We start from the raw sequence: 22,054 nt of genomic DNA, 5'->3' as shown, positions 1-22,054 counted from the left end.
TGGGGCCGCCCCCGCGCGACAGCCAAAGCTGATGAGTCGTCGTGCCAGCTCAGGATCGCCGCCATCCTTGGCCGATGACCCCAACGCTTTACCTGCACTGGACGGCAACGCCCTACGACTGGATCCGTCCTGGGCACTATCACTCGATCATCAGCGGTGATGGCCGTGTGCACCGGTTGCACGATTACAACGTGGATCTGCCGGCTCACACCTACGGCCGCAACCGCAACAGCATCGCGCTGTCCTGTGCCTGCATGGGCGGTGTGCCCGATCCCTGGACACAGCCCCCCACGGACGCTCAGCTCAGCAGCCTCTGCTCCGAGGCCGCTGCCGTTGCCCGAAGCTTGGGCTGGGGTGCGGATCAGATCACGGTGGAGCGGGTGATGACCCATGCCGAGGCAGCCTCCAACCGCGATGGTCGTTGGATGCACGACAACTACGGCCCGGTGATCTGGGGCGGGACGGGGGAGCGCTGGGATCTGCTGCAGCTGTCCAAGAACGGTGCCACCGATGGAGGGGAGCAGCTGCGGCACCGCATTCAGGCGCTGTTGCGGGAGTCGGATGCGCGGCCTGAGCAGGAGCTGCTTGCCTTTCGGGGCATCACGACAATTCAGGCCCGAGGCCGTGAGCTCTCGGTTCAGTTGGATTCCTTAGGCCGCTCCTGGGCCTTGGCCTCCGATCTCTTGGAGCGTTATGAGCTGCCTTTCGCCTGGGATGCAAGCCACCGTCGGTTGCTCATCGGAGCCATGGATGTGAGTCCGACCTTCCGGGAAGACGGCGTTCAGGCTGAAGTGGGATGGCCGTTGTTTGAGATGTCGCTTCAGAGTGGCTCAGCCCCGGTGATCCTTCGAGGCATTCTTCGATCCGGAGCCGATGGGGACCGGGCCTGGTGTCGGGTGGTGGAATTCGCCGAGGAATTCGGCATCTCTGTAGGTTTTGATCCGCTCTGGCTGGGAGAACGCCGCGGTGGATAGGGGCTGTTCTTGCGTTGTGAGCTCAGAGCGCTGTGCTGTCGCGGTCGCCGGTGCGGATGCGCACCACCGATTCCACAGGGCTGATGAAGATCTTGCCGTCACCGATTTCACCGGTGCGGGCAGCATCAGCGATCGACTTGACCACCTCTTCCACTCGGTCGTCCTCGACCACCACTTCGATCTTTAGTTTCTGCAGAAATTCAACGGTGAACTCCGAACCGCGGTAGCGCTCCACCTGACCTTTCTGGCGGCCGAAGCCTCGCACTTCGCTCACGGTCATGCCGATGATGCCGGCCTCCACCAGCGCCACCTTGACGTCTTCCAGCTTGAAAGGACGAATGATCGCTTCGACCTTTTTCATGGGGGGAGTACTGATCTTGTCTCAAGGATGCCGCGGTTCCAACAGCCGTGCGTGACCGCTGTTACAGAACGCTGCCGAAGCTTGACTTCCTAGGGTCGCTCATCAGAACTGGCCACTTCAGCCCTTTGACCCAGACTCCCCTCTATGGCGAACGCGCCATCGCCGAAGCCGAGCTGATCTGCTTTGACAATCCCCGGCCCGGCCGTCCATATGAGGTGTCGATCGAGCTGCCGGAGTTCACCTGCAAGTGCCCCTTCTCCGGCTATCCCGATTTCGCCGTGCTGCGCCTGATCTACCAACCGGGGCCCCGCGTGGTGGAGCTCAAGGCGATCAAGCTCTATGTGAACAGCTTTCGCGACCAGTCGATTTCCCATGAAGAGGTGACCAATCGCATCCTCGACGATCTGGTGGCGGCGACTGATCCGGTTTGGATGCAGTTGGAAGCCGATTTCAACCCCCGTGGCAACGTCCACACGGTGGTGAGGGTCACTCATGGCAGCCGTCAGCCCTGCTGATCGCTTTGTTCCCCAGGATTGGCCGCAGCACCGACCACCTGCTGCAACAGCTGGGGCAATTCGTTCGCAAAGGCGGCGAGGTTGCGGTTGCAAAGGCCGCCGAGGCTGAGGGTTCCATCAGCAGCGATGGCCCACATCTGCCGGGTGGCCACCAGGCTTAACCCCCCCCCCACCAGCAGGATCGCGAAGCCCAAATACACCAGCGGTACTCCGGGATCCCGTTTGAGCAGCAGGCCGCTGGCCGGCATCACTGCGTCCACCCGCATCGGCAAGCCTTTCACCTCTACTGCTGGTCCCCCTGGCCGCAGTCGGGCAACCTGCTGGCCGTCGGCATCGAACACTGTCGCGGGCCCTTGTTCACTCTCCAGACTCAGAAAGACCGGTTGGCTGCCATCCGGCCGGGTCGGCAGCACCAGGCCCCACACCTGATCCCCAAGCTCTGGATAGGTCTGCAAGGGAAGTTCCAGCACGGGGCTGCGCCCGATTTGCAGGCTGATCGTCGCCAACGACCAATCCGCCTGGTAAATCGTGATGCCTCGATGGCGCAGCGGGTGATTGACGCTGATCTCCGCATCCAACGTCTGATTGGCGCCTTGCAGCTGCAGAGCGGAGCGGAACTGTTCCGTGCGTCCGGCTGGATCCCGATCGATGGCAAAGCGATTCAGCGTGATGGTCAATTGGCTGGTGCCGTCGCGATCCAGAAGGTCGAGGCTGCGGCCGGGGGCCAGGAATCGCTCCAGGCGGTTGCCGGCTAGGGCGCCCCAGGCTGCGCCCAGCATCAGCAGGACAAGACCGGTGTGCACGAGCAAGGGCCCAACCCGGCCGATGGCGCCACGCCGAGCCGCCAGCCGTTGCGGCTTGCGTTGCACTTGCCAGCCATTGGCCCGTAGCACTGTCTCTAGCTGAGTCAGGCATTGACTGGAATCAGGGCAGGGCTGGCTTTCGGCAATGGCCAGCTTGCTCAATTGGCGCTGGGTGCGGTAGTCGATCCAGCGCCGGGCCGCCATCAGGGCCGGCCATTGGCGTCGCCAGCTGCACAGGATCAGGGCCAGGCCCAGCCAGGCCAGCAAGGCCAGAAACCAGCCGCTGGAATACACATGATCGAGTTGCAGCTGCAGCACCTGCTCGCCGTGGAGCAGACCCAGCCACGGGCTGCTGGCATAGGCATCGACATAGCTGGCGGGTGGGTCTCCCTGGGGGATTGCGGTGCCCACGGCACTTGCCAGGGCAATCATCAGCAGCAACACGATGGCCAGCCGTAGATCGCTGAGCCAGGCCGCCATGCGTTTCAGTAGCGCCATCCCCATCAGCTCCAGCGGGCCAGCAGGGTGAGCAGGCCACTCGTGAGCAGGATGACGCCACTCGCCGGCGGCACCCAGCGGCTGATGCCCCGTAACGCCAGAAGTTTTGGAATGGCTGCTGCAAACGTGCCGGCCAGCAGCAGGGGCAGCACCTGGCCAATGCCGAAGCTGCTCAGCAGAACCACCCCCGCCAGGGGACGACCGCTCTGGGCGATCCAGCCCAGCAGCACCGCCAGTACCGGTGTGGTGCATGGGGAGGCCGCCAGCCCGAAGGCCAGGCCGGCGGCGACAGGAGCCAATGGAGCTGGCACTTTCTGACGCCAAAGTTCCGGATCCGGACCACTGGGAAGCGGAATCCGCAGCAGCCCAAGAAGGTTCAATCCCATCACCACAGCGAGGATCGCCACCAGCGTGGGAACCAACGCCGGTACCTGTCCATAGATCCGGCCCAGCAGCCCACTGACGCTGCCCAGGACCACGAGGGCCCCCACGATGCCGCTGCAGAAGGCCAAGCTGCGCCGCCACGCCGGTTGGGCATCCTCAAACCCCGCCAGATAGGCCAGCGTCACCGGCAGCAACGACAGAGAACAGGGCCCCAGGCTGGTGAGGGCGCCGCCACCGAAGACCAGCGCCACAGTCAGCGGTCCGGGATCCGCAAGGGCACGTCGCAACAGCTGTTCGCTGCTCTGGGCCAGATCGGAGAGCAGCAGCAGGTCCACAGGTGCCCTTAAGTGTTCAAAGCCTATCCAGGCAAGTCGGGTGGACTGCCTGCCTCATCGTTGGCGTGCTGCTCGTGGTCGGCTGTTCGAACGACCGCCAATCAAACCGGTGGACTCCAGAGAACAGCGGATCAGCAGCCCAAGAATCACCAAACTCGACATCAGAGAGTTGCCCCCATAGCTGATCAAGGGCAGGGGAAGACCGGTCGTGGGCATCGCGCCAGAAGCCACTGCGATGTTCAGGATCGACTGGCCCACAAGGATTGTTGAGCATCCGATGGCAACAAGGCGTGCCTGGTTGCTGCGGCAGCGCAGGGCCACCCGCAGCCCCACCCAGGTCACCAGCATCAGGAACAACAGCAGCAGCAGCGAGCCCACAAAGCCGAATTCCTCAGCGAACACTGCATAGATGAAGTCAGTGCTTTGGATCGGGAGGTATTGGAGCTTTTGGGTGGAGAGGCCATAGCCCTGACCCATCCAACCGCCGGATCCGATCGCCAGCAGGCTCTGCACCAGCTGATAGCCATCCCCCATGGGGTCGTTCCAGGGATCCAGGAACGACACCACCCGGATCCGTTGGTATTCATTGATCAGGATGCTGGCGGTGCCCAGCAGCGATCCCGCCAGGGCTGTGCCGAGCAGGCTGCGCCAGCGCAGGCCGGCCGCCATGGCCACCATCCAGAGGGTGAGTCCCATCAAGGCGGCGGTGGAGAGGTTGGGCTGCTTGAGAATCAGCAGCAGCAGTCCGCCAAAGCTGCCGAGCCAGAGCAGCTTTTGGTCGAGGCTCATTCGGCTCCAGGGGGCAAACAGATTGGCGGCCTGCAGCACCACAAAGGGTTTCACCAGCTCCGAGGGCTGCACCTGCAGGGGCCCAATCACCAGCCAGCGGCTGGCGCCGTTGACGGTGGTGCCCATCACCAGGGTGGCGGCGATCAGCAGGCAGCCCATCCACAGCCCCGGTCCCGACCAACGCAGCCAGCGCCGCAGGTTGGTGGAGATTGTGATCCCGAGCAGGCTCCAGCTGGCCAACAGCCAGATCGCCTGCCGTTTCAGATAAAAGCCGCCGTCCCCCATTTCCCGCAGGGCCACCCACCAGCTGGCCGACGCCAATACCACCAGTCCTGCCACACTCCAGAACCCTGCCAATCCCGTCAGCAGGCGGGCCTCTGCCGGCCAGAGCTGCCAGGGCAAGGGGAGCAGCCGCTGAAACAGTCCGCTTTTGCGTCCTTCGCTCGTTTCACGCCTGGCAGGCTTGGACTTGGGCGCAGTGGCGTTCACCGAGGCAGAGCGAGGGGGTTATCGATGCTCCATTGAGCCGCGAAAGCGGAACTTTGCCAAGCCAAAGGTGCTGTTGTTCAGGCGGCGCTGAGGCGCTCATGCTCAACTTCCCATTGAACATGTGAACCCCAGGATTGCTGGCGCACCCAGCAGCGGCCCCCGCGGCAGTGCAGAACCTGAAAGGGTGGGAGGTCGGACGGCTGGTTGTCGAGCCGCACGAAGCTGCCCGGTCGCAACAGCGGCACCACCTTGGAAGTTTGGGGGCGGTGGGTGGACACGTCCCTCTGTACGGATTGATGGAAATCCTCCCGGCAGAACCGTCTCCAGCCACAGGATCCCGGGTTTTCTTCGGGATCGGTCTGCTTTTATGTCGCAATGGCGTCCAAACAGCGTCTTGATCTTGAACTCCTGACCCGTGGCTTGGTCAGTTCACGGCAACAGGCGCAGCAGCTAATCCGTGCTGGGAAGGTGCGTGATGGGGCAGGCATGCTGCTCGATAAGCCCGGAACGGAAGTCACGGCCGAGCGGGAATTGAGGGTCGAGCAGCCCCCCCGCTTCGTCTCCCGTGGTGGCGAAAAACTGTTGGCGGGCTTGAAGGCTTTTGCTGTGCGTGTGGAGGATCGGGTCTGCCTGGATGGCGGCATTTCCACGGGCGGCTTCACCGATTGCCTGCTGCAGCATGGTGCCAGCCGTGTCTATGGCGTCGATGTGGGCTATGGCCAAACGGCCTGGAGTCTGCGCACTGATCCCAGGGTGGTGCTGCGTGAACGGACCAATCTGCGCCACCTCCAACCCGAGGTTCTCTACACGGCAGATGACCCCTGGCCCAGTCTTGCGGTCACCGATGTGTCGTTCATTTCGCTGCGTCTGATCCTTCCTGCCTTGCGCCGGCTGTTGCAGGGTCCAGGAACCGAGGCGCTGGTGCTGGTGAAGCCGCAGTTTGAGGTCGGTAAGAACAGGGTCGGCAAGGGGGGTGTGGTTCGTGATCCGGCGGCCCACCGTGATGCCATCGAATCCGTGATCACAGCAGCTGGGGAGTCGGGTTGGCAGCCGCAGGGCCTCGTGGCCTCGCCGCTCACAGGCCCCGCCGGCAACCACGAGTACGTGCTCTGGTTGGCTGAGGCCGACGCGGCTGATTTGCCGGATCTAGAGCTTCTGGTTGCGAAGACGCTGAATGGTTGATGGGCCATAAAAAAGCCCGGTGTTGAACCGGGCTTGGCCTTGAATTGGAACGGAGTTCAGTTGCCGACGTTGACCTGCTGACCCCCGGTGCAGAGTTCCACCTTGATAATGCGTCCCCCCTGTTTCTGGATGCGCTGTTGCTCAGCGAACCAGCTGTCATAGGGAACCCATTTGGTGAAGAAGGTGTTCTGCAATTCGCGCTGCGTCCGCACCTTTTCAGGACTGGGGATACAGGCGGTGACTTTGAACAACCGCATGGGGCTCAGTTGCCGAGGCCGGAGCAGATGTAGTCGAAGTAGACACCCATTTCCTTGCCGGCGTCAGGTCCGACCAGTCCTGCGGTGACTTCTTTCATGGCTTGGATGGCCTGAACGGTGGCACCGATGGGAACACCGAGGGAGTTGTAGGTCTCCTTGAGACCGTTAAGCACCCTCTCGTCGAGGATGGAAGTGTCGCCGGCGAGCATGGCGTAGGTGGAATACCGCAGGTAGTAATCCAGGTCGCGGATGCAGGCGGCGTAGCGGCGAGTGGTGTACATGTTGCCGCCGGGACGGGTGATGTCCGAGTACAGCAACGCCTTGGCGACGGCATCACGAATGATGGCCGAAGCGTTAGCGCTGATGGTGGCGGCAGCGCGCACGCGCAGTTCACCGCTGGCGAAATACGACTCGAGGCTGCCCATCGAAGCCGTGTCCAGGTACAGGCCCTGGACGTCCGACTTGTTGATGACGTTGGTGATGGCGTCTTGCATGGATCCGTGAGGAGACGAGAGGGAAAATCAGCGAGCGGTTCAGGCGAGGGCGCCAACCACGTAGTCGAAGTAGGTGCCGGCTTCCTCTGCGTCGGCTCCTGTGAGGAGGCCCATGGCGACGATCTTCATCTCGCGCACGGATTCAGCCAATGCTTCCAGAGGAGTTCCCAGGGAGCGATAAAGCTCTTTTGCGCCGATCACACCGATCTCTTCGATCGGAGTGACGTCACCGGCAACGATGCCGTAGGTGACAAGGCGGAGGTAGTAATCCATGTCGCGCAGACATGTGGCGGTCATCTCCTCGCCGTAGGCGTTACCGCCAGGGGAGATGACGTCGGGACGCTTCTGGAACAGCTGACCTCCAGCCTGCTTGACGATGCGCTCGCGGCTCTCGCACAAGACCTGAGCCACGCGCAGACGGCGTTGACCGCCGGTGACGAAGGCTTTGATCTGGTCGAGTTCGCCAGGGCTGAGGTAGCGGGCTTCGGCGTCCGCGTTGATGATCGAGTTGGAGACGATGCTCATGCAGTTCTGCCTCGAAACAAGCGGCCACCCGTAGGAGACCGGTATCCGGTGAATAAGGGGTGATCCCGAAGGATCGAGTCTCAGACTAAAGGCTGGGACAGGGGGTCGAAGCGTCGGGAGTGAGACTTGTTCACATCGGTCAACACTGACCGCGGTGAGCTCGCTCCGTTGGATTCGGCTGAGGCATTCTGCGCTGACCATGGCCGGGGAGTTTTGACCGGGTAACAGTTCTTCATGGCTAATTTGTTGCGCAGAAAAGTGCTGGCATGACTGCGATCTGCGACTTTGCTCCGGATGCGTCTAAGACGCACAAAATGATCCCGAGGAAGCTGTACTTCACCGGGATCGAATGAGAACAACCGTCGCGAATGTGGCGGTTGTTTGTCACTGAAATGGGCTGTACGGCTTAGATCGCCTCGCCCGAGGTGGGATTCATGCCTGCGTTTCCGCTGTACAGCGATGCTGTCCGCTGAATTGTGGCCTGTGGAACCCCTGATGTGGTGTTCATGCCATCAACGCGAGGCACCGCTGTGCCGATGCGATCTGCCAGCAATTCGGTCACCGCAGCACCATGGCCTGCCTGGGCTCGTGTGATCAGGAAGCGGCTGGTCTCAGCAGGTGTGGTCGCTCGTCCCAGCAGGGCTAAACCAGCAGCGGAAGCGGCCCGAAGCGGTGCCATCGAGGAGATCCGGTTCTGGAACGCCTCGCTCATCGCCACTTCAGCGATGAAATCAGCCAGGTCGATGTCCTGATTGCGCAGACGTGACTCCGCGCTGATCAGACGCTCATTTCCGGTGGGGACACGGTTGAGCAGCTGCTTGTAAGTCGCATCGAGAACCGTCTGGAGCTCATCTTCGCTGCAAGGCTGTTTCAGCTCGAGCATCGCGGGAAGTCCACCTCGCAAGCGGAACCCCGAAGCTCCTTCCGTGATAAGGGCCATTCCCATGCGTGGGAGTGCTTGTCCACTCCGCGCATTGGAAGAAATGAGCTCAACGCTCCAAGTGCGACCACCGATGCTGGTCGGCGTTGAGTTGCTGGCTCGACGCATTGGGAAGCCAGTCTTGTTGGATGCAAGACCTTGTCGACGCACCACCGACAGCCAACTGGGCCCTGCGGCGTTTGCGCTGGTTGTTGTCGTGAAGTCTTGGCTGGTTTCCTTTTGCGTGTCAGGCAGGTTGCGTGGTGTTACTTCGCCACTGCCGCGGAATGCTTCGGATCGCTGTGTTTCAGGACGGCTGCCAAGGGTCAGATCAGCGGCAGCTTCAAGCTTGAGAGGGCGTGACCAGCCGGGAGCACGGCGAGCGGTCACATCACCGGGTGTGATGAAACGTTCGTAGGGGACTGTGTCGGCTCCAAACGCTTGGCTGTATTCCTTGCTGTCGATCAGTGCGTCCACCACTCCATAGAAACCGTGCCGTGCGGCTGTATCGAAAAGGGCATCGATTTCCCAGCGTCCGAAGGTGGGTCGGCCAAGCAAACGGCGATGCATCACTTCGATCGCCTTCACGATGTAAAGGCCGCTCCAGTAGCGGCGTCGGAAAGCATCGGATTTGGCGACGGCCCGAACAAAATCCTTGAGCGGAATATCCCCGTTTTCGAGGCGGGCTTCATCAGAGCTCATTCGCTCTCCCGCATAGCCGCCGTTGCCGAGCACTTGCACGTAAACCGCCTTGATCACGGCTTGGGTGCTGGCCTCAGTTGTGCGCACGCTGGGCTGACCACCACGGCCTGGATTCACAGTGCCACCCGTGGCGATCTGCTGAAGTCGCATGACGCGCGGACCACTCTTGCGTGGGCGGCTCTTGCGGAAACTGTCGCTGTCTAGCTGGCCGGGGCTGTTGAGCCCATTGCTCACGAGCAGGCGGCGGCTGTCGTAGCCGTAAGGGGCCGGTCGGGTGGCCACGGAAGCTGTGCCGCTCGGGAAGATGGCTCCGAATTTGTTGGCCACCGGATCATTGCCACCGCCGTAGACGTGCTGGTCGGCAAACGGTTGGCGGTAGGAGGCGTAGAGGGTGACGTATTGCGGTGCGCCATCAAAGGGGGCACTGAAGTTGAACAGCTTTCGGTTGGATCCCCAGCCGGCGCTTTCCTGGGCTTCCGTGCCGAGATCCCGCAGGTAGGGAACTGTTTCTTCACCAAAGGCCTGGGCGTATTCCGAGGAATTCACCAGCACATCCACGAGGCCATTCAGGCCCTGGTCACTGAGGATGGCGAACGACTTTCGGAATTCCTCGAGGGAGCTGATGCCCCGTCCGAGGAAGTGGCGATAGGCCAGTTCCACAACACGGCTGTTGACGAAACCGTCGTGGAACTGCTGGCGATATTCCTTGCTGCGGCCGAGGGCGCGAACGAATTCGCGCATCGAGATCTGGCCCTGGGCCACGGCGCTGGCTTTGTCTGCGCAGGGGGTCTGGGAGTAACCCTTGGCGATGTCGCGCTCAAACACCTGGCGGTAAGCGGCGCGAATGATTTCTGCTTTTTCTGCTCCGGAGAGGCCCGGCCGCATCTCAAAAAGCTGGCGGCCTTCTGAGGCAAGGGCGTAGATCGCCGGGAGTTGCAAGCCTTGTTGAACTGCACTCCCCTGCCGCTGCTTGGTGCTGGGGGTGGGTATAGCCAGCTCCTGCAACAGCACGTTGAAGCAGTCGATGGTCATCTGACGGGCTTCAGGACGGTCCCGTAGCAGTTCGGCGGAGGCTGCCCGCATCTCCTGAAGGGCCACGTTGGTGGCAGCCAGGGAGCAGTTTTCCAGGAGGATGTCTCGCAGGCCGCGGGTGTTCACCGCGAGGATGCTGGGGTCACCAGCCACGAGGGCGTAACCCACATAACGCAGGAACCAGCCCATATCGCGCACCGACTTGCGCATGAACGCCGGGCCGTACTTGGCCACACTGATGGCGTTGAAGCCTGTCGGAAGCACCACACGAATATCAGCATCCCCACCGGCTCCTTCCAAAAGACGGGTCAGAAAGTTGCCTCTCTTTGTGCTGCCGCTGTCGCCGGTGAAGGTGCGTACCGACTGTTCAAAGGCGGCTTGGTCTGCCGCCAGTGGTGTGCCGCCCTGACTACTACTGCGTCCGGTCTCGCCTGTTGTTAGCGGCGATTCAAGGAAGGAGAGGGGCGTGCCCCCCACAAAAATTCTGTTGGCGGCGCGGGCCACGATGGCCTCGGCATTCGCCGCAATGATCCTGGACGCTTCGATCCGGTCTTGACCAGTCCGGAAGAAGGTCACAAGACTGTTCAGTTCCCCGTTGTCAGGGAAACGGTCCTGCTGCTCTGCCTGACGGACGCTGGAGAGCGGCAGCGTGTCGAACAGTTGGGGAGACACGCGCGGGCTGCCGCTGCTGGCGGTCACTGTCATCGACGAAAGCAAGCCGGATCGCGCCACGTTACGGCTGTTGGGATGGTGCTCCGCGGCCCCATGAACAAATGTTTGCAGGCCCTGCGGTGTCGGAGTGACTCGCTGGGTGTGACGTGAAAAGCTCGCAGGCGCCGAATCTGCACTCCATGGCCCACCCAAAGCCCAGTGATGCTGCGACCCCCGTGGTGAGTGCGTTCTATGACCGCTTCCCTTTCCCGGGCGACCCGCTTCAGGACGGACCGCCCCCCGGATACAACTGGCGGTGGTGTCACCGCAGCGTTCTGGCCGCCGTCCACGGACGGATCCCATCGGGGATGGAGCGGCCGCGGATTCTTGATGCCGGCTGTGGCACCGGCGTCAGCACTGACTATCTCTGCCATCTCAATCCGGGTGCGGATGTGCTCGGGGTGGATATCAGTGATGGGGCCCTGGCGGTGGCGCAGGAACGGTGTCAGCGCTCCGGGGCGGCCCAGCAGGTGACCTCTCTGCGTCAGGAGCAGCGCAGTCTTCTGGATCTGGCTGACGAAGGCCCCTTCGACTACATCAACTCTGTGGGGGTGTTGCATCACCTTGATCAACCGGAAGCGGGCCTGCGTGCCTTGAGCGGGTTGTTGGCCCCCCATGGCTTGCTCCATCTCTTTCTGTATGCCGATGCGGGGCGCTGGGAAATTCACCGGACCCAGAAAGCGCTGAACCTCTTGCAGGCCGGCATCGGGGCTGAAGGGCTGCGCTTGGGCCGTGAGCTGTTCGAGACCCTTCCCGACACCAATCGCCTCGCCCGTCATCACCGCGAACGCTGGGCCGTGGACTGTGCTGCGGATGCCAACTTCGCGGATATGTACCTGCATCCGCAGGAGACCAGCTACAACCTCGAGCGGCTGTTCCAATACATCGCCACGGCAGGCCTGCATTTCGCCGGCTTCTCGAATCCGGAGGTCTGGGATCCGGCACGCCTGTTGAACGGCGAGTTGTTGGAGCGTGCCCAGGCCTTGCCCCTTTCTCAGCAATGGGAGCTTGTGGAGCAGCTGGATCCCGACATCAGCCACTTCGAGTTCTTCCTTTCCGCTCAGCCGATCGAACCGGCAGTACTGACCGATGAGGCCTTGCTGCAGTCCCATGGGTTGCGCCAGCCCTGCCTTTGGGGGGAGCCGGATCCGATTCTTGGCACCAACATGGAACCGTTGCAGCTGTCGAGTGAGGAGCGGGCGTTGCTGCAGACCCTGCAAGAGCAGCCTGAGGCTCCGCTGGGAAGCCTGGCCGAGCCGTCGGTGATTCGCCGCCTTGTGGATCGGCGGCTGGTGTTACTGCAGGGTTAAGGAAATGCGCGTGATAGATTCCGCGCGCCATTTCAGGCAGCGCTTGGAGGATTTCTACCGTCTTCAGCGTCGTCTGCTGTTGGCCACCGTTCTGGTGTCCCTGGTCACGGTTCCGATCGTGGCTCTCACCATGAACGTTTCGGTGGCTGGCAGTGTTTTTGTGGGTTCTTGCGCCGGACTTTTGTACGTGCGCCTGCTCGCCCGCAGTGTGGCCCGGCTCAGTGACCAGTCCCGTGGACTGGGGCGTTTTCAGCTCATCGTTCCGACCTTGCTTGTGGTTGGTTCGGCCAAGCTGCCCCAGCTCGATCTGTTGCCGGCATTCCTGGGATTTCTTCTCTACAAGCCCGCCCTGATTCTTCAGCACGTTTTCGACGACCGCTGAAGCTGAGCACTTCTCTCTGCACCCATGGCTTTGCTGCCCCTACCACTTCCGTTCGCTGAACTGGAAGTGGGCCACCACCTGTATTGGCAGATCGGCGATCTGTACCTCCATGGCCAGGTCTTCCTGAGCTCCTGGATCCTGATTGGCATCCTTCTCGCCCTGGTGCTGGCTGGCACCCGCAACATGCAGCGCGACCCTTTGGGTCTGCAGAACCTGATGGAGTTCCTCTGGAACTTCATCCGCGACATCGCCCGCGACAACATCGGCGAGAAGTATTACCGCGATTGGCTGCCATTCATCGGCACCTTGTTCCTGTTCATCTTTGTGAGCAACTGGGGCGGTGCCCTGATCCCCTGGAAGATCTTTGAACTTCCAGAGGGTGAACTCGGCGCTCCCACAGCAGACATCAACACCACTGTGGCGATGGCTCTGCTGGTGTCGCTGGCCTACTTCTATGCCGGTCTGAGCCGCAAAGGTCTGCGGTTCTTCGAGCTGTACGTGGAGCCGACGCCGATCATGCTCCCGTTCAAGATCATCGAGGAATTCACCAAGCCTCTTTCGCTCTCGTTCCGTTTGTTCGGAAACATCCTTGCCGACGAATTGGCGGTGGGTGTGCTGGTTTACCTGGTTCCGCTTTTGGTGCCTCTCCCCGTGATGCTGCTTGGTCTGTTCACCAGTGCCATTCAGGCTTTGATCTTTGCGACCCTCACCGCCTTCTATATCGGTGAAGGTCTCCACGAAGCCCACTAAGGCCCCCTTTTTCTTTCGCCTTCGATCGGCGATCTGCTAAACACATCCGCGCGCAGGTCCGGCATTGCACCCGGGCCCGTTCCTTCGGGAATGTCCCTGCGCGGGGGGAACCGATCCCCAAGTCCATTCCGTACAGCGCTTCCCAGCGCTTCCCCTTACACCACTCAACATGGATTCCATCACCTCCGCCGCTTCCGTTGTGGCCGCTGGCCTGGCAGTCGGCCTCGCCGCCATCGGCCCTGGTATCGGTCAGGGCACCGCGTCCGGCGGCGCTGTTGAGGGCATCGCCCGTCAGCCCGAAGCCGAAGGCAAGATCCGCGGCACCCTGCTGCTGTCCCTGGCGTTCATGGAATCGCTGACCATCTACGGCCTGGTGGTGGCTCTGGTGCTCCTGTTCGCCAACCCCTTCGCCGGCTGATCAGTGCTGGGGGATCGTTGATCCCCCCTTCTGAACTCCTTGTTTCGATTCCTTTCCAGCGCACCTTTCCATGACCTGGCTTCTGCTCGCTGAAGCAGGTGTTCCGGAGGGAGGTCTTTTTGACCTCGATGCCACCCTTCCGCTAATGGCGGTTCAGGTGGTTCTCCTCACCTTCCTGCTCAATGTTCTCTTCTTCCGTCCGGTCGGCAAGGTCGTGGAAGATCGTGAGGGCTACATCTCCACCAGTCGTGCTGACGCCAAGCAGAAGCTTGCCCAGGTTGAACGCCTGGAAGCTGATCTGGCTGAACAGCTGAAAGGTGCCCGTCAGGCCGCTCAGGCCGTGATCGTTGAGGCGGAACAAGAAGTCGATCGGCTTTACCGCGAAGCACTGGCACAGGCGGAAGCCGAAGCCAACCGCACGAAAGAGGAAAGCCGTCGCGCCATCGAGGCCGAGCGTGAATCCGCCCGATCCCAATTGAAGGGTCAGGTGGATCAGCTGAGCACCACGATCATCAACCGTTTGCTGACCGCGTGATGACTCTCAATTTCAATCCGCTTGAGACCAATCTGGTCAACCTGGTCATTGTGATCGGTGTCCTGGTTTGGTTCCTACGTGGGTTCCTGGGAGGAATCCTGGAACGCCGCCGAGCTGACATCCTTCAGGAGCTGCAGGATGCTGAGTCCCGCCTGAAGACTGCCAGCGAAAACCTGAGCAAGGCCCAGTCCGAATTGGCTGCTGCCCAGCAGAAAGCCGAAAAGATTCGTGCTGACGGCCAGACCCGCGCCGCAGGTATCCGTGCCGAAGGCGAGAAGCGGACCATCTCCGTGATGGCTGCCATCAAGGCCGGTGCCGATGCTGATGCTGAGGCTGATGCCGCTCGAATCAAAGACAGCCTTCGTCGTGAGGCCGCTCTTGCTTCGATCGACAAGGTTCTTGCCGAACTACCCGGCCGTCTCGATGCCAAAGCTCAGGCCAAGTTGATCGATTCCACCATCAAAAATCTGGAGAACGCCTGATGCCTCTCCTTAACTCCCTCGCCACCCCTTACGCCGAAGCATTGCTTCAGGTCACAGAGGCCCGTGGCGAGTCTGAAACCGTTGCGGATCAATGCAAGCAACTGCTTGAGATCTGGAACGATTCCGAGGACTTCCGTGACGCCATGGTGTCTCCGGTTCTTGAGCCCGACGCCAAAAAGAAAGCTCTCAAAGCTCTTGTTGGTGAGGATGTCACTCCTTCAGTTTTCAATTTGCTGAAGGTGCTGGCTGATCGCCAACGTCTCATTGCTTTTGATGCGGTCATGCTCCGCTACCTCGAGCTCTACCGCGAACAGCAAGGCATCACGCTGGCCCAGGTCCGTTCTGCTCAAAGCCTCACCGAGGATCAACAGGCGGCACTGTCTAAGAAGGTGCAGGCCATGGCCGGCACCAACAAGGTCGACATCGACCTCAGTGTGGATCCGTCCTTAATTGGCGGCTTCGTCGTGAGTCTCGGATCTCAGGTGATCGACGCCAGTTTGTCTGGCCAGGTTCGTCGCCTTGGTCTGGCACTCGCCAAGGCGAGCTGACCTCACTCTTTCCTCCAACGCTCCTTCCTCCCCAACTCCCACCTGGGATCACACGCCATGGTTTCCATCCGTCCTGACGAGATCAGCGCCATCCTCAAACAGCAAATTGAGGACTATGACAAGTCGGTTTCCGTCAGCAATGTCGGTACCGTTCTGACTGTGGGCGACGGCATCGCCCGCGTCTACGGCCTGCAGCAAGCCATGGCTGGCGAACTCATTGAATTTGAGGACGGCACCGAAGGCATCGCCCTGAACCTCGAAGACGACAACGTCGGCGCGGTGCTGATGGGTGAGGGATACGGCATTCAGGAAGGCAGCACGGTCAAGGCAACCGGCAAGATTGCCTCTGTTCCTGTCGGTGAAGCCCTGTTGGGCCGCGTGGTGAACTCCCTGGGTCGCGCCATCGACGGCAAGGGTGAAATCCCCACCAGCGAAACGCGCCTGATCGAGTCCATGGCGCCCGGCATCATTCAGCGCAAATCGGTGCACGAGCCGATGCAGACCGGCATCACCGCGATCGACGCAATGATCCCCGTTGGCCGAGGTCAGCGCGAGCTGATCATTGGTGACCGTCAGACCGGTAAAACTGCCATCGCGATCGACACGATCCTGAACCAGTCGGATCAGGACATGATCTGCGTCTACGTCGCGGTGGGGCAAAAGGCTGCCTCCGTGGCCAACGTTGTTGAGGTGCTGCGTGAGCGCGGTGCCCTCGACTACACCGTGATCGTGGCTGCGAACGCTTCTGAGCCCGCTGCACTGCAGTACCTGGCTCCTTACACAGGTGCCACCATCGCCGAGTACTTCATGTACAAGGGCAAGGCCACCTTGGTGATCTACGACGATCTTTCCAAGCAGGCTGCCGCCTATCGCCAGATGTCGCTCTTGCTGCGTCGTCCGCCCGGTCGTGAGGCTTACCCCGGTGACGTCTTCTACTGCCACAGCCGTTTGCTGGAGCGCGCTGCCAAGTTGTCTGACGCGATGGGCAAGGGTTCGATGACCGCTCTGCCGATCATCGAGACTCAGGCCGGCGACGTTTCGGCTTACATCCCCACTAACGTGATTTCCATCACGGACGGACAGATCTTCCTCAGCTCTGACCTGTTCAACTCCGGTCTACGCCCAGCTATCAACGTTGGTATCTCCGTGAGCCGGGTGGGTGGTGCTGCCCAGACCAAGGCCATCAAAAAGATTGCCGGCACCCTGAAGCTGGAGCTTGCTCAGTTCGACGAGCTGGCTGCCTTCTCGCAGTTCGCCTCTGACCTGGATGCCTCCACCCAGCAGCAGCTCGAGCGTGGCAAGCGCTTGCGTGAACTGCTCAAGCAGCCTCAGTTCAGCCCCCTGATCCTGGCTGAGCAGGTCGCCATCGTTTATGCGGGTGTGAAGGGCCTGATCGATGCCGTCCCCGTCGACAAGGTGGTCGACTTCTCCCGAGAACTTCGTGAGTACCTCAAGTCCAACAAGGCTGAGTTCATCTCCGAAATCCAGGAGAAGAAGGTGATGAGCCCTGAGGCTGAGGCCATCCTCAAGGATGCCATCACCGAAGTCGTGTCCACCATGGTCGCTTCTGCGGCCTGACGGAGCTGCCGACATGGCGAATCTCAAAGAAATCCGCGACCGAATTAAGTCGGTCAAAAACACCCGCAAGATCACCGAGGCCATGCGCCTGGTGGCTGCGGCCAAGGTGCGCCGCGCCCAGGAGCAAGTGCTCCGCAGCCGTCCCTTCGCGGATCGGCTGGCGCGAATCCTGGAAAATCTCCAGTCCCGCATGCGTTTCGAAGATGCAGCATCTCCCCTGATGCAGCAGCGCGATGTGGAGACCATCACCCTGGTGGCGATCACTGGTGATCGCGGTCTGTGTGGTGGCTACAACGCCAACATCATTAAGCGCACGGAACAACGTTTCGCTGAACTGAAGGGCAAAGGCTTTGATGTGAAGCTGCTGCTGGTTGGCACTAAAGCGATCGGCTATTTCACCCGTCGTGACTATCCGATCCAGGCCACTTTCTCTGGTCTTGAGCAGGTGCCCACCGCCGATGAGGCCAACACGATCTCCACGGATCTGCTGGCTGAATTCCTAGCTGAGAGCACCGATCGAGTGGAGTTGATCTTCACCAAGTTCATCAACCTGGTGAGCTGCAAGCCCGTGGTGCAGACTCTGTTGCCCTTGGATCCTCAGGACATTGCTGATCCTGAGGACGAGATCTTCCGTCTCACCACAAAGGACGGCTTGTTGACGGTCGAGCCCGGTGCTGGCCCTGCTAACACCGAGCCGAAGATTCCTTCGGACATTGTGTTTGAGCAGACACCTGAACAGCTGCTGAATGCACTGCTTCCTCTGTATCTGCAAAACCAGATGCTGCGTTCCCTGCAGGAATCAGCAGCCTCTGAACTGGCCAGCCGGATGACGGCCATGAACAACGCCAGTGACAATGCCAAGGAGTTGGCCAAGACCCTCACCCTTGACTACAACAAGGCACGTCAGGCTGCAATTACCCAGGAGATCCTGGAAGTTGCAGGTGGTGCCGCCGCTGTTGGCTGATTCGTTCAGTTCACAAAATGCTCAAAAGCCGGCCCAATGGGGCCGGCTTTTTTGTTGCGTTGTCTTTAAACTATGAGGCTATTGTTGTAGGTTGCGATGTCTAGATAGGCGCCGCTCTCGAGCTGTGAAATGTCGCTAAATGCCGACAGATTTAGGGCGCCAGCTTTGCCAAGCTCTTCAAAAGTAGCTGTGCTGAATGTGTAGTTGTCTCCCCACTCTTTGGTGCTTGCTGCTGACTTCTTTAATTTATTGAAGAGTTTTTTGAAGCTGTAGTTGGTTTTTCCGAACCTCACTTTTTCGATCTTATTGGCCTTGTTGTATTTGCCAAAGGCATCGGCGAAAACAATGCCATTGGCGCGTCCTCCATTCGTCAGGTCGGTGGTTGAAAGAAGGACGTCGCGGTTGTTGATTAATACGCTGTTTATAACAATGTCTGGGTACCAGAATTTTGGATTGAATGCGTGGTCCTTGCCGAAAGAAACGGTGTCTTTCCCGCCGCCGCCATCAGCAATGAAAGCCCAGCCATCAGTTTTAAACTTATAGGTGTCGTTGCCTTTGCCTCCCGACATCACTGAGGGATAGGTGGAGTAACCCCCTGGGGCTTTCGGATCGTCGGCAGTGAAGCTTGCATTGGTCAGGATGTCATTCCCCCCGCCCGTGTAAAAACCTTGGCCTCCTGCGCAGTTCAGCTTGTCTTTCTTCTTGGTGCCCAGCTGTGTGGTGTAAGGCCCGAAATCAATGGGTTGCATTGCACTGAGTTGGTTTCTCTCAATAGTGTTGCTCGCTCCTGCTGACTACGTTTGGGATGAGGGGTTTGTTTTTGGCATTGCGTGCTTCAGCATCATCGGTTGTTTCCCACGGTGGTCTCCACGGCTCAGCTGTCGATCGATCCTCTGCAGCAAGCCATCGTGCTTAAGGAGCTGTTGGCTTTGCGTGGTGATGCTGAAGGCAATCCCAGCGATGGATGTGCTTGGACAGGAGATCTCCATGGTGTGTGGCAGCTGCATCGGCATCCATCTTTTTCGGCGCTAGCGCAACAGGTGGCGCTCCATGCCAGGACGTATCTCGATGAAACTGGATTTGCAAAGGACCAAGTTGCGCTGCATTTGCAGCGTTGCTGGCCAGTGATCAGTGAATGGGATCAGGCGATCGGGCGGCACCATCATCCGAATGCCCATCTGAGTGCTGTGCTCTATCTCACAGGCAGTGGTTCAGGTGCGGAGGGTGCACTTCGTTTGCATGCGATGCATCAACCGAATGAGTTGGTGTCTGGCTTGGCGGTGGGCTACGGCGGTCCGATTGTTGAAGACCACCCGATGAACCAGTCCCACTGGGATCTGGCTCCACGACCGGGTTTGCTCGTGCTCTTTCCATCGAGCCTTCACCACAGTGTGTTGCCGAATGCCGACCCCGATGAGCTGCGTTGTTCGATCAGTTTTGATTTCGTGCTGACAGCTCCCGAGCAGGGTGGTTCTCCGGAGTACTTGGCACCTCACCCCAGCCAATGGGCATCTCAGTGAGGGTATCCCTCCTGGCTCCCGCGTAAAAGGCTGTTCCAGCCCTGATGTATGCCTCGTCTTGTTTTCGGGCCCCAGAACTTGTTGGCCACGGGCCAAAATACAGGGGAGATGTGTGTTGGTTCATGGTGGAATCTTTGATTTTGGATTGCAATTGTTGTCGCCTATTTCTTGCTGTTTTGCTTTAGCTTGTGGACGATTCGGCGATAAAATTGATGAGTTCATAGTAGTCCATTGATGTGGAGTGATTGCTTGAATCGATTAGATTTGCCTTCAGTTTTGTGTTGTGCAAAGGTAGAGAATTATTGAGTAAAATTTCCGTTAATTGGTCGGGATGCTGGCTGAGATTTTCTTCTAGTTTTTTGCTGAATTTGATTACTTTCTTGGCATATTGCATGGTTGTTGGTCTATTGTTAGGTTCTCTTTTGCAGGCTTTCCACTGCATGCTCAAGGCTTCGCCTAGATAGGCATTGGCGATTGCCATGGACTTGGCGAGCGCAACAGCCTGCTTGTGGTCGCTTCGAGCGACTTGGTGTGGCGCTATCTCCGTTGATCGATGCTGTCGTTTTGATTTTCGTGTGAATGATTCGCCTGTTATTTCATTGTGAATGTTTCCGATCAATTGGTCCATGAGTTGATCTCGTCTCTTCTTTGTGAATCCTGCTTGCTTAAGCCCCCAATCCACTGTTGTTGCTGGGGAAATTACCTCCGCATTACCTGTTGCTAGCAACCTCCCCTTCAGCTTTTCTCCCGTCAGTTGATCCATGCCGCCCTTGAGAACAAGTGTTCCACGGCCTCCGAGCTGGCTGCTGGCGTATTGACCATTTTGATCGCTGGTCAATCCAGGTTCTTGCATGGAAGGTTGAAGGTCTCCATTTTTGTCGAGATGGATTCGGCTGTGACGTAATGGCCCATTTGTTGTAGTCGTGAGATGTTCCACGGAAGGAGGGATCCATGGATTATTTTGGCTTAAGATTGAATTTGATGGTGCTGCGGTGTTAGCAGGTTTTGGGTTGTAGAGCCGCATCACCAGGTTGAACGTTCCGCTGTTTGGTGTGGGCAGTCTGTTTTGTTCGCTTGACGCTGTTGTGGGTGAGCTGGATGAAAGTGTGAGTGCGAAAGACGTGCTGTTCGTTTCGTTTAATTCAGGGAATTGAACAGATCCCAGTGCATAGACATTGTTGGCGATGGTTGCGCTTGGATCGTTTGCTTCGATGTAAAATGAGTTGTTTGTGTCAGTAATAATTTCATTGTTGCTGTTGTATGCCGTGATTGACCACGATCCCGGAGTGTTGATAGGAGGTAGAGAGGATTGTTCAAAACTGATGCTGTAATCCTCAGAGCCGTCGAGAAGGTTGCCTTCTCCGTCTTGATAGGTTTGGGGATAGGTGCCATCCGCTGCGATGTTTGCGCCGAGGCCAACAGCGGCTACGGCGGCGCCGGTCAGCCAGTTGCTGCCTCGAAGAGCATATGTTGGTTTGTATTGCCCCAGGGTCGTGTTGATTAACCAGTAATTTGTAGATTCGTCTGTGTTAGCGCTGCTGATTCTACTCGCGACATCTTTGGCATCTCGATATCCATTTCTGATGTCTGTTGACGCTGCTTTGAAGCCAGAGTTGTCGGCTGCTGCTGTTAGGCCGATGGAATAGGTACCAGCTCCGAACTGGTTAAAAAGGGCTGATTGGTCGTAGAGAGTGCCCGAGGTGTTTAGTTCACCATTGGTGATGCCTGAGTAGTAGGTGTTTGTGCTGTTGCTGTAAACGGCGTTGGAGAGTTGGGTGAAGAAGTCATTTGCGCTGTTTTCTTCCTGGCTGACGAGTGATGTTGGGATTGTGTATGTCGATTCATCTTTGACGACAGTTGTGATGTCGAATGACTTGTTGATTGCATAGCTCGATGCAAGATCCAAGCCAGCACCCATGTTTGTCTGTTGGTATGGCGTTACTGCTTCTGTCTCGCCGTCAGGGGTTTGGTATGGATCCACTTCAGTTCGTCCCAGAATCCACGCTTGGGGGCTGGCGATTCCAATTGCTCCATCAATGGTTTTGGCCTTTTCCAGGATGATGTCGCCGGCCCCCGACCAGAAAAACGTCTGAGATGATGTGCCTTCGGGTGATGTCTGGTAAGCCGATCCATCGCTGAATTGCACATTCGTGTATGGGTCGATGACCTGAATCAGTGTGTATGTTCCGTCTTCTGGTGTTGGGTATTCGACCTCCAGAATCTGATTGGATAAATCTAGAAAGGCATTGGTGTACAACACCTGTGTATTAGGGGTGACAATCGTCGATGTCTGGTTAATCGAATTGCCGATAAAAAACGTATTGATTGGTTTTCCGCCCTCCGCGGTTTGTGTGGTGTAAAGCCCCTGTTTCTCCCAGAATTGTTGCAGTGGCAGCCCCCAAACGTAGGCGCATACGCTTGCGATATAGCTGTTTGATGCCTTTTGGATTCTTGGGAGAGGATTGTATGGACCTAAAATTTGCTTTGACGATGTGTAGATTGCTTTGTAGAAGGTTGGTATAGAGCTGTTTGCCGCTTGTCCTCCTGTGAGCGGGGCCGGTGCGCTTGGCATTGGTTTGTAAATGCTTGATTCAAGA

The 22,054-nt window shown here is 59.0% G+C and carries 24 protein-coding genes; 13 read left to right on the top strand and 11 right to left on the bottom strand.

Going from position 1 to position 22,054, the window contains the following annotated elements:
- Positions 1-74: 74 nt before the first annotated feature.
- A complete protein-coding gene (locus tag SynPROSU1_RS11445; protein ID WP_186570606.1) occupies positions 75-974 on the top strand; it encodes an N-acetylmuramoyl-L-alanine amidase in 900 nt (299 codons plus the stop codon).
- 22 nt (positions 975-996) lie between these two features.
- On the opposite strand, the gene SynPROSU1_RS11440 is transcribed toward SynPROSU1_RS11445, so the two are convergent.
- Positions 997-1,335, bottom strand: a complete 339-nt coding sequence (locus SynPROSU1_RS11440; protein WP_006851285.1) for a P-II family nitrogen regulator — start codon at positions 1,333-1,335, stop codon at positions 997-999.
- 125 nt (positions 1,336-1,460) lie between these two features.
- On the opposite strand from SynPROSU1_RS11440, the gene queF reads away from it, so the two are divergent.
- Positions 1,461-1,850, top strand: a complete 390-nt coding sequence (gene queF, locus SynPROSU1_RS11435) for a preQ(1) synthase (protein WP_186570605.1) — start codon at positions 1,461-1,463, stop codon at positions 1,848-1,850.
- Here queF and SynPROSU1_RS11430 read toward each other — a convergent pair.
- The 4 genes from SynPROSU1_RS11430 to SynPROSU1_RS11415 form a co-directional block, all read right to left on the bottom strand.
- The gene (locus SynPROSU1_RS11430; protein ID WP_186572376.1) at positions 1,838-3,151 is read right to left on the bottom strand and encodes a cytochrome c biogenesis protein ResB; all 1,314 of its coding nucleotides are present in this window, start codon (positions 3,149-3,151) and stop codon (positions 1,838-1,840) included. The genes queF and SynPROSU1_RS11430 overlap by 13 nt on opposite strands.
- Positions 3,152-3,156: 5 nt before the next feature.
- A complete protein-coding gene (locus SynPROSU1_RS11425) occupies positions 3,157-3,870 on the bottom strand; it encodes a cytochrome c biogenesis CcdA family protein (RefSeq protein WP_186570604.1) in 714 nt (237 codons plus the stop codon).
- A 54-nt stretch (positions 3,871-3,924) separates the two neighbouring features.
- Positions 3,925-5,148, bottom strand: coding sequence for an FtsW/RodA/SpoVE family cell cycle protein (locus SynPROSU1_RS11420; RefSeq protein WP_370586226.1), 1,224 nt, complete (start codon positions 5,146-5,148; stop codon positions 3,925-3,927).
- A gap of 77 nt (positions 5,149-5,225) precedes the next feature.
- Positions 5,226-5,426 (bottom strand): hypothetical protein, encoded by a 201-nt coding sequence (locus SynPROSU1_RS11415; RefSeq protein ID WP_186570603.1) that lies wholly within the window; start codon positions 5,424-5,426, stop codon positions 5,226-5,228.
- A 97-nt stretch (positions 5,427-5,523) separates the two neighbouring features.
- Between SynPROSU1_RS11415 and SynPROSU1_RS11410 the strand changes: the two genes are divergently transcribed.
- On the top strand, positions 5,524-6,330 hold the full coding sequence (locus SynPROSU1_RS11410) for a TlyA family RNA methyltransferase (RefSeq protein ID WP_186570602.1): 807 nt from the start codon (positions 5,524-5,526) through the stop codon (positions 6,328-6,330).
- A 56-nt stretch (positions 6,331-6,386) separates the two neighbouring features.
- On the opposite strand, the gene SynPROSU1_RS11405 is transcribed toward SynPROSU1_RS11410, so the two are convergent.
- From SynPROSU1_RS11405 to SynPROSU1_RS11390, 4 genes are all read right to left on the bottom strand, one after another.
- A complete protein-coding gene (locus tag SynPROSU1_RS11405; protein ID WP_006851140.1) occupies positions 6,387-6,587 on the bottom strand; it encodes a phycobilisome linker polypeptide in 201 nt (66 codons plus the stop codon).
- A gap of 5 nt (positions 6,588-6,592) precedes the next feature.
- Positions 6,593-7,081, bottom strand: a complete 489-nt coding sequence (apcB, locus tag SynPROSU1_RS11400; protein WP_006849956.1) for an allophycocyanin subunit beta — start codon at positions 7,079-7,081, stop codon at positions 6,593-6,595.
- A 39-nt stretch (positions 7,082-7,120) separates the two neighbouring features.
- A complete protein-coding gene (locus tag SynPROSU1_RS11395; protein ID WP_006849995.1) occupies positions 7,121-7,606 on the bottom strand; it encodes an allophycocyanin subunit alpha in 486 nt (161 codons plus the stop codon).
- A gap of 406 nt (positions 7,607-8,012) precedes the next feature.
- The gene (locus SynPROSU1_RS11390; protein WP_186570601.1) at positions 8,013-10,964 is read right to left on the bottom strand and encodes a phycobilisome rod-core linker polypeptide; all 2,952 of its coding nucleotides are present in this window, start codon (positions 10,962-10,964) and stop codon (positions 8,013-8,015) included.
- 146 nt (positions 10,965-11,110) lie between these two features.
- Between SynPROSU1_RS11390 and SynPROSU1_RS11385 the strand changes: the two genes are divergently transcribed.
- From SynPROSU1_RS11385 to SynPROSU1_RS11345, 9 genes are all read left to right on the top strand, one after another.
- The gene (locus SynPROSU1_RS11385) at positions 11,111-12,280 is read left to right on the top strand and encodes a bifunctional 2-polyprenyl-6-hydroxyphenol methylase/3-demethylubiquinol 3-O-methyltransferase UbiG (RefSeq protein WP_186570600.1); all 1,170 of its coding nucleotides are present in this window, start codon (positions 11,111-11,113) and stop codon (positions 12,278-12,280) included.
- 43 nt (positions 12,281-12,323) lie between these two features.
- Positions 12,324-12,662 (top strand): hypothetical protein, encoded by a 339-nt coding sequence (locus SynPROSU1_RS11380; RefSeq protein WP_186570599.1) that lies wholly within the window; start codon positions 12,324-12,326, stop codon positions 12,660-12,662.
- A 24-nt stretch (positions 12,663-12,686) separates the two neighbouring features.
- Positions 12,687-13,412: a F0F1 ATP synthase subunit A gene (gene atpB / locus SynPROSU1_RS11375; protein WP_115022428.1), complete on the top strand. Its 726-nt coding sequence runs from the start codon at positions 12,687-12,689 to the stop codon at positions 13,410-13,412.
- 169 nt (positions 13,413-13,581) lie between these two features.
- The gene (gene atpE, locus SynPROSU1_RS11370) at positions 13,582-13,830 is read left to right on the top strand and encodes an ATP synthase F0 subunit C (RefSeq protein WP_006851467.1); all 249 of its coding nucleotides are present in this window, start codon (positions 13,582-13,584) and stop codon (positions 13,828-13,830) included.
- Positions 13,831-13,900: 70 nt separating this feature from the next.
- Positions 13,901-14,365, top strand: a complete 465-nt coding sequence (locus SynPROSU1_RS11365) for a F0F1 ATP synthase subunit B' (protein WP_186570598.1) — start codon at positions 13,901-13,903, stop codon at positions 14,363-14,365.
- Positions 14,365-14,847 (top strand): F0F1 ATP synthase subunit B, encoded by a 483-nt coding sequence (locus tag SynPROSU1_RS11360; RefSeq protein WP_186570597.1) that lies wholly within the window; start codon positions 14,365-14,367, stop codon positions 14,845-14,847. The genes SynPROSU1_RS11365 and SynPROSU1_RS11360 overlap by 1 nt, the downstream gene beginning before the upstream one ends.
- Positions 14,847-15,395: an ATP synthase F1 subunit delta gene (gene atpH, locus SynPROSU1_RS11355; protein ID WP_115093156.1), complete on the top strand. Its 549-nt coding sequence runs from the start codon at positions 14,847-14,849 to the stop codon at positions 15,393-15,395. The genes SynPROSU1_RS11360 and atpH overlap by 1 nt, the downstream gene beginning before the upstream one ends.
- Positions 15,396-15,452: 57 nt before the next feature.
- Positions 15,453-16,973 carry a F0F1 ATP synthase subunit alpha gene (gene atpA, locus SynPROSU1_RS11350; RefSeq protein WP_186570596.1) on the top strand — a complete coding sequence of 507 codons (1,521 nt, stop codon included), beginning with the start codon at positions 15,453-15,455 and terminating at the stop codon, positions 16,971-16,973.
- 13 nt (positions 16,974-16,986) lie between these two features.
- Positions 16,987-17,937 carry a F0F1 ATP synthase subunit gamma gene (locus tag SynPROSU1_RS11345; protein WP_186570595.1) on the top strand — a complete coding sequence of 317 codons (951 nt, stop codon included), beginning with the start codon at positions 16,987-16,989 and terminating at the stop codon, positions 17,935-17,937.
- A 65-nt stretch (positions 17,938-18,002) separates the two neighbouring features.
- Here SynPROSU1_RS11345 and SynPROSU1_RS11340 read toward each other — a convergent pair whose 3' ends face one another.
- Complete coding sequence (locus SynPROSU1_RS11340) at positions 18,003-18,686, bottom strand: hypothetical protein (protein WP_186570594.1); 684 nt, start codon at positions 18,684-18,686, stop codon at positions 18,003-18,005.
- A gap of 81 nt (positions 18,687-18,767) precedes the next feature.
- On the opposite strand from SynPROSU1_RS11340, the gene SynPROSU1_RS11335 reads away from it, so the two are divergent.
- Positions 18,768-19,457, top strand: a complete 690-nt coding sequence (locus SynPROSU1_RS11335) for a TIGR02466 family protein (RefSeq protein ID WP_186570592.1) — start codon at positions 18,768-18,770, stop codon at positions 19,455-19,457.
- 181 nt (positions 19,458-19,638) lie between these two features.
- Here SynPROSU1_RS11335 and SynPROSU1_RS11330 read toward each other — a convergent pair whose 3' ends face one another.
- Complete coding sequence (locus tag SynPROSU1_RS11330; protein ID WP_186570593.1) at positions 19,639-22,029, bottom strand: DUF1254 domain-containing protein; 2,391 nt, start codon at positions 22,027-22,029, stop codon at positions 19,639-19,641.
- Positions 22,030-22,054 lie beyond the last annotated feature (25 nt).

The organism is Synechococcus sp. PROS-U-1 (genome assembly GCF_014279755.1).
Taxonomy (GTDB): Bacteria; Cyanobacteriota; Cyanobacteriia; order PCC-6307; family Cyanobiaceae; genus Parasynechococcus.
This window is presented reverse-complemented; position numbering and strand designations above follow the sequence as displayed.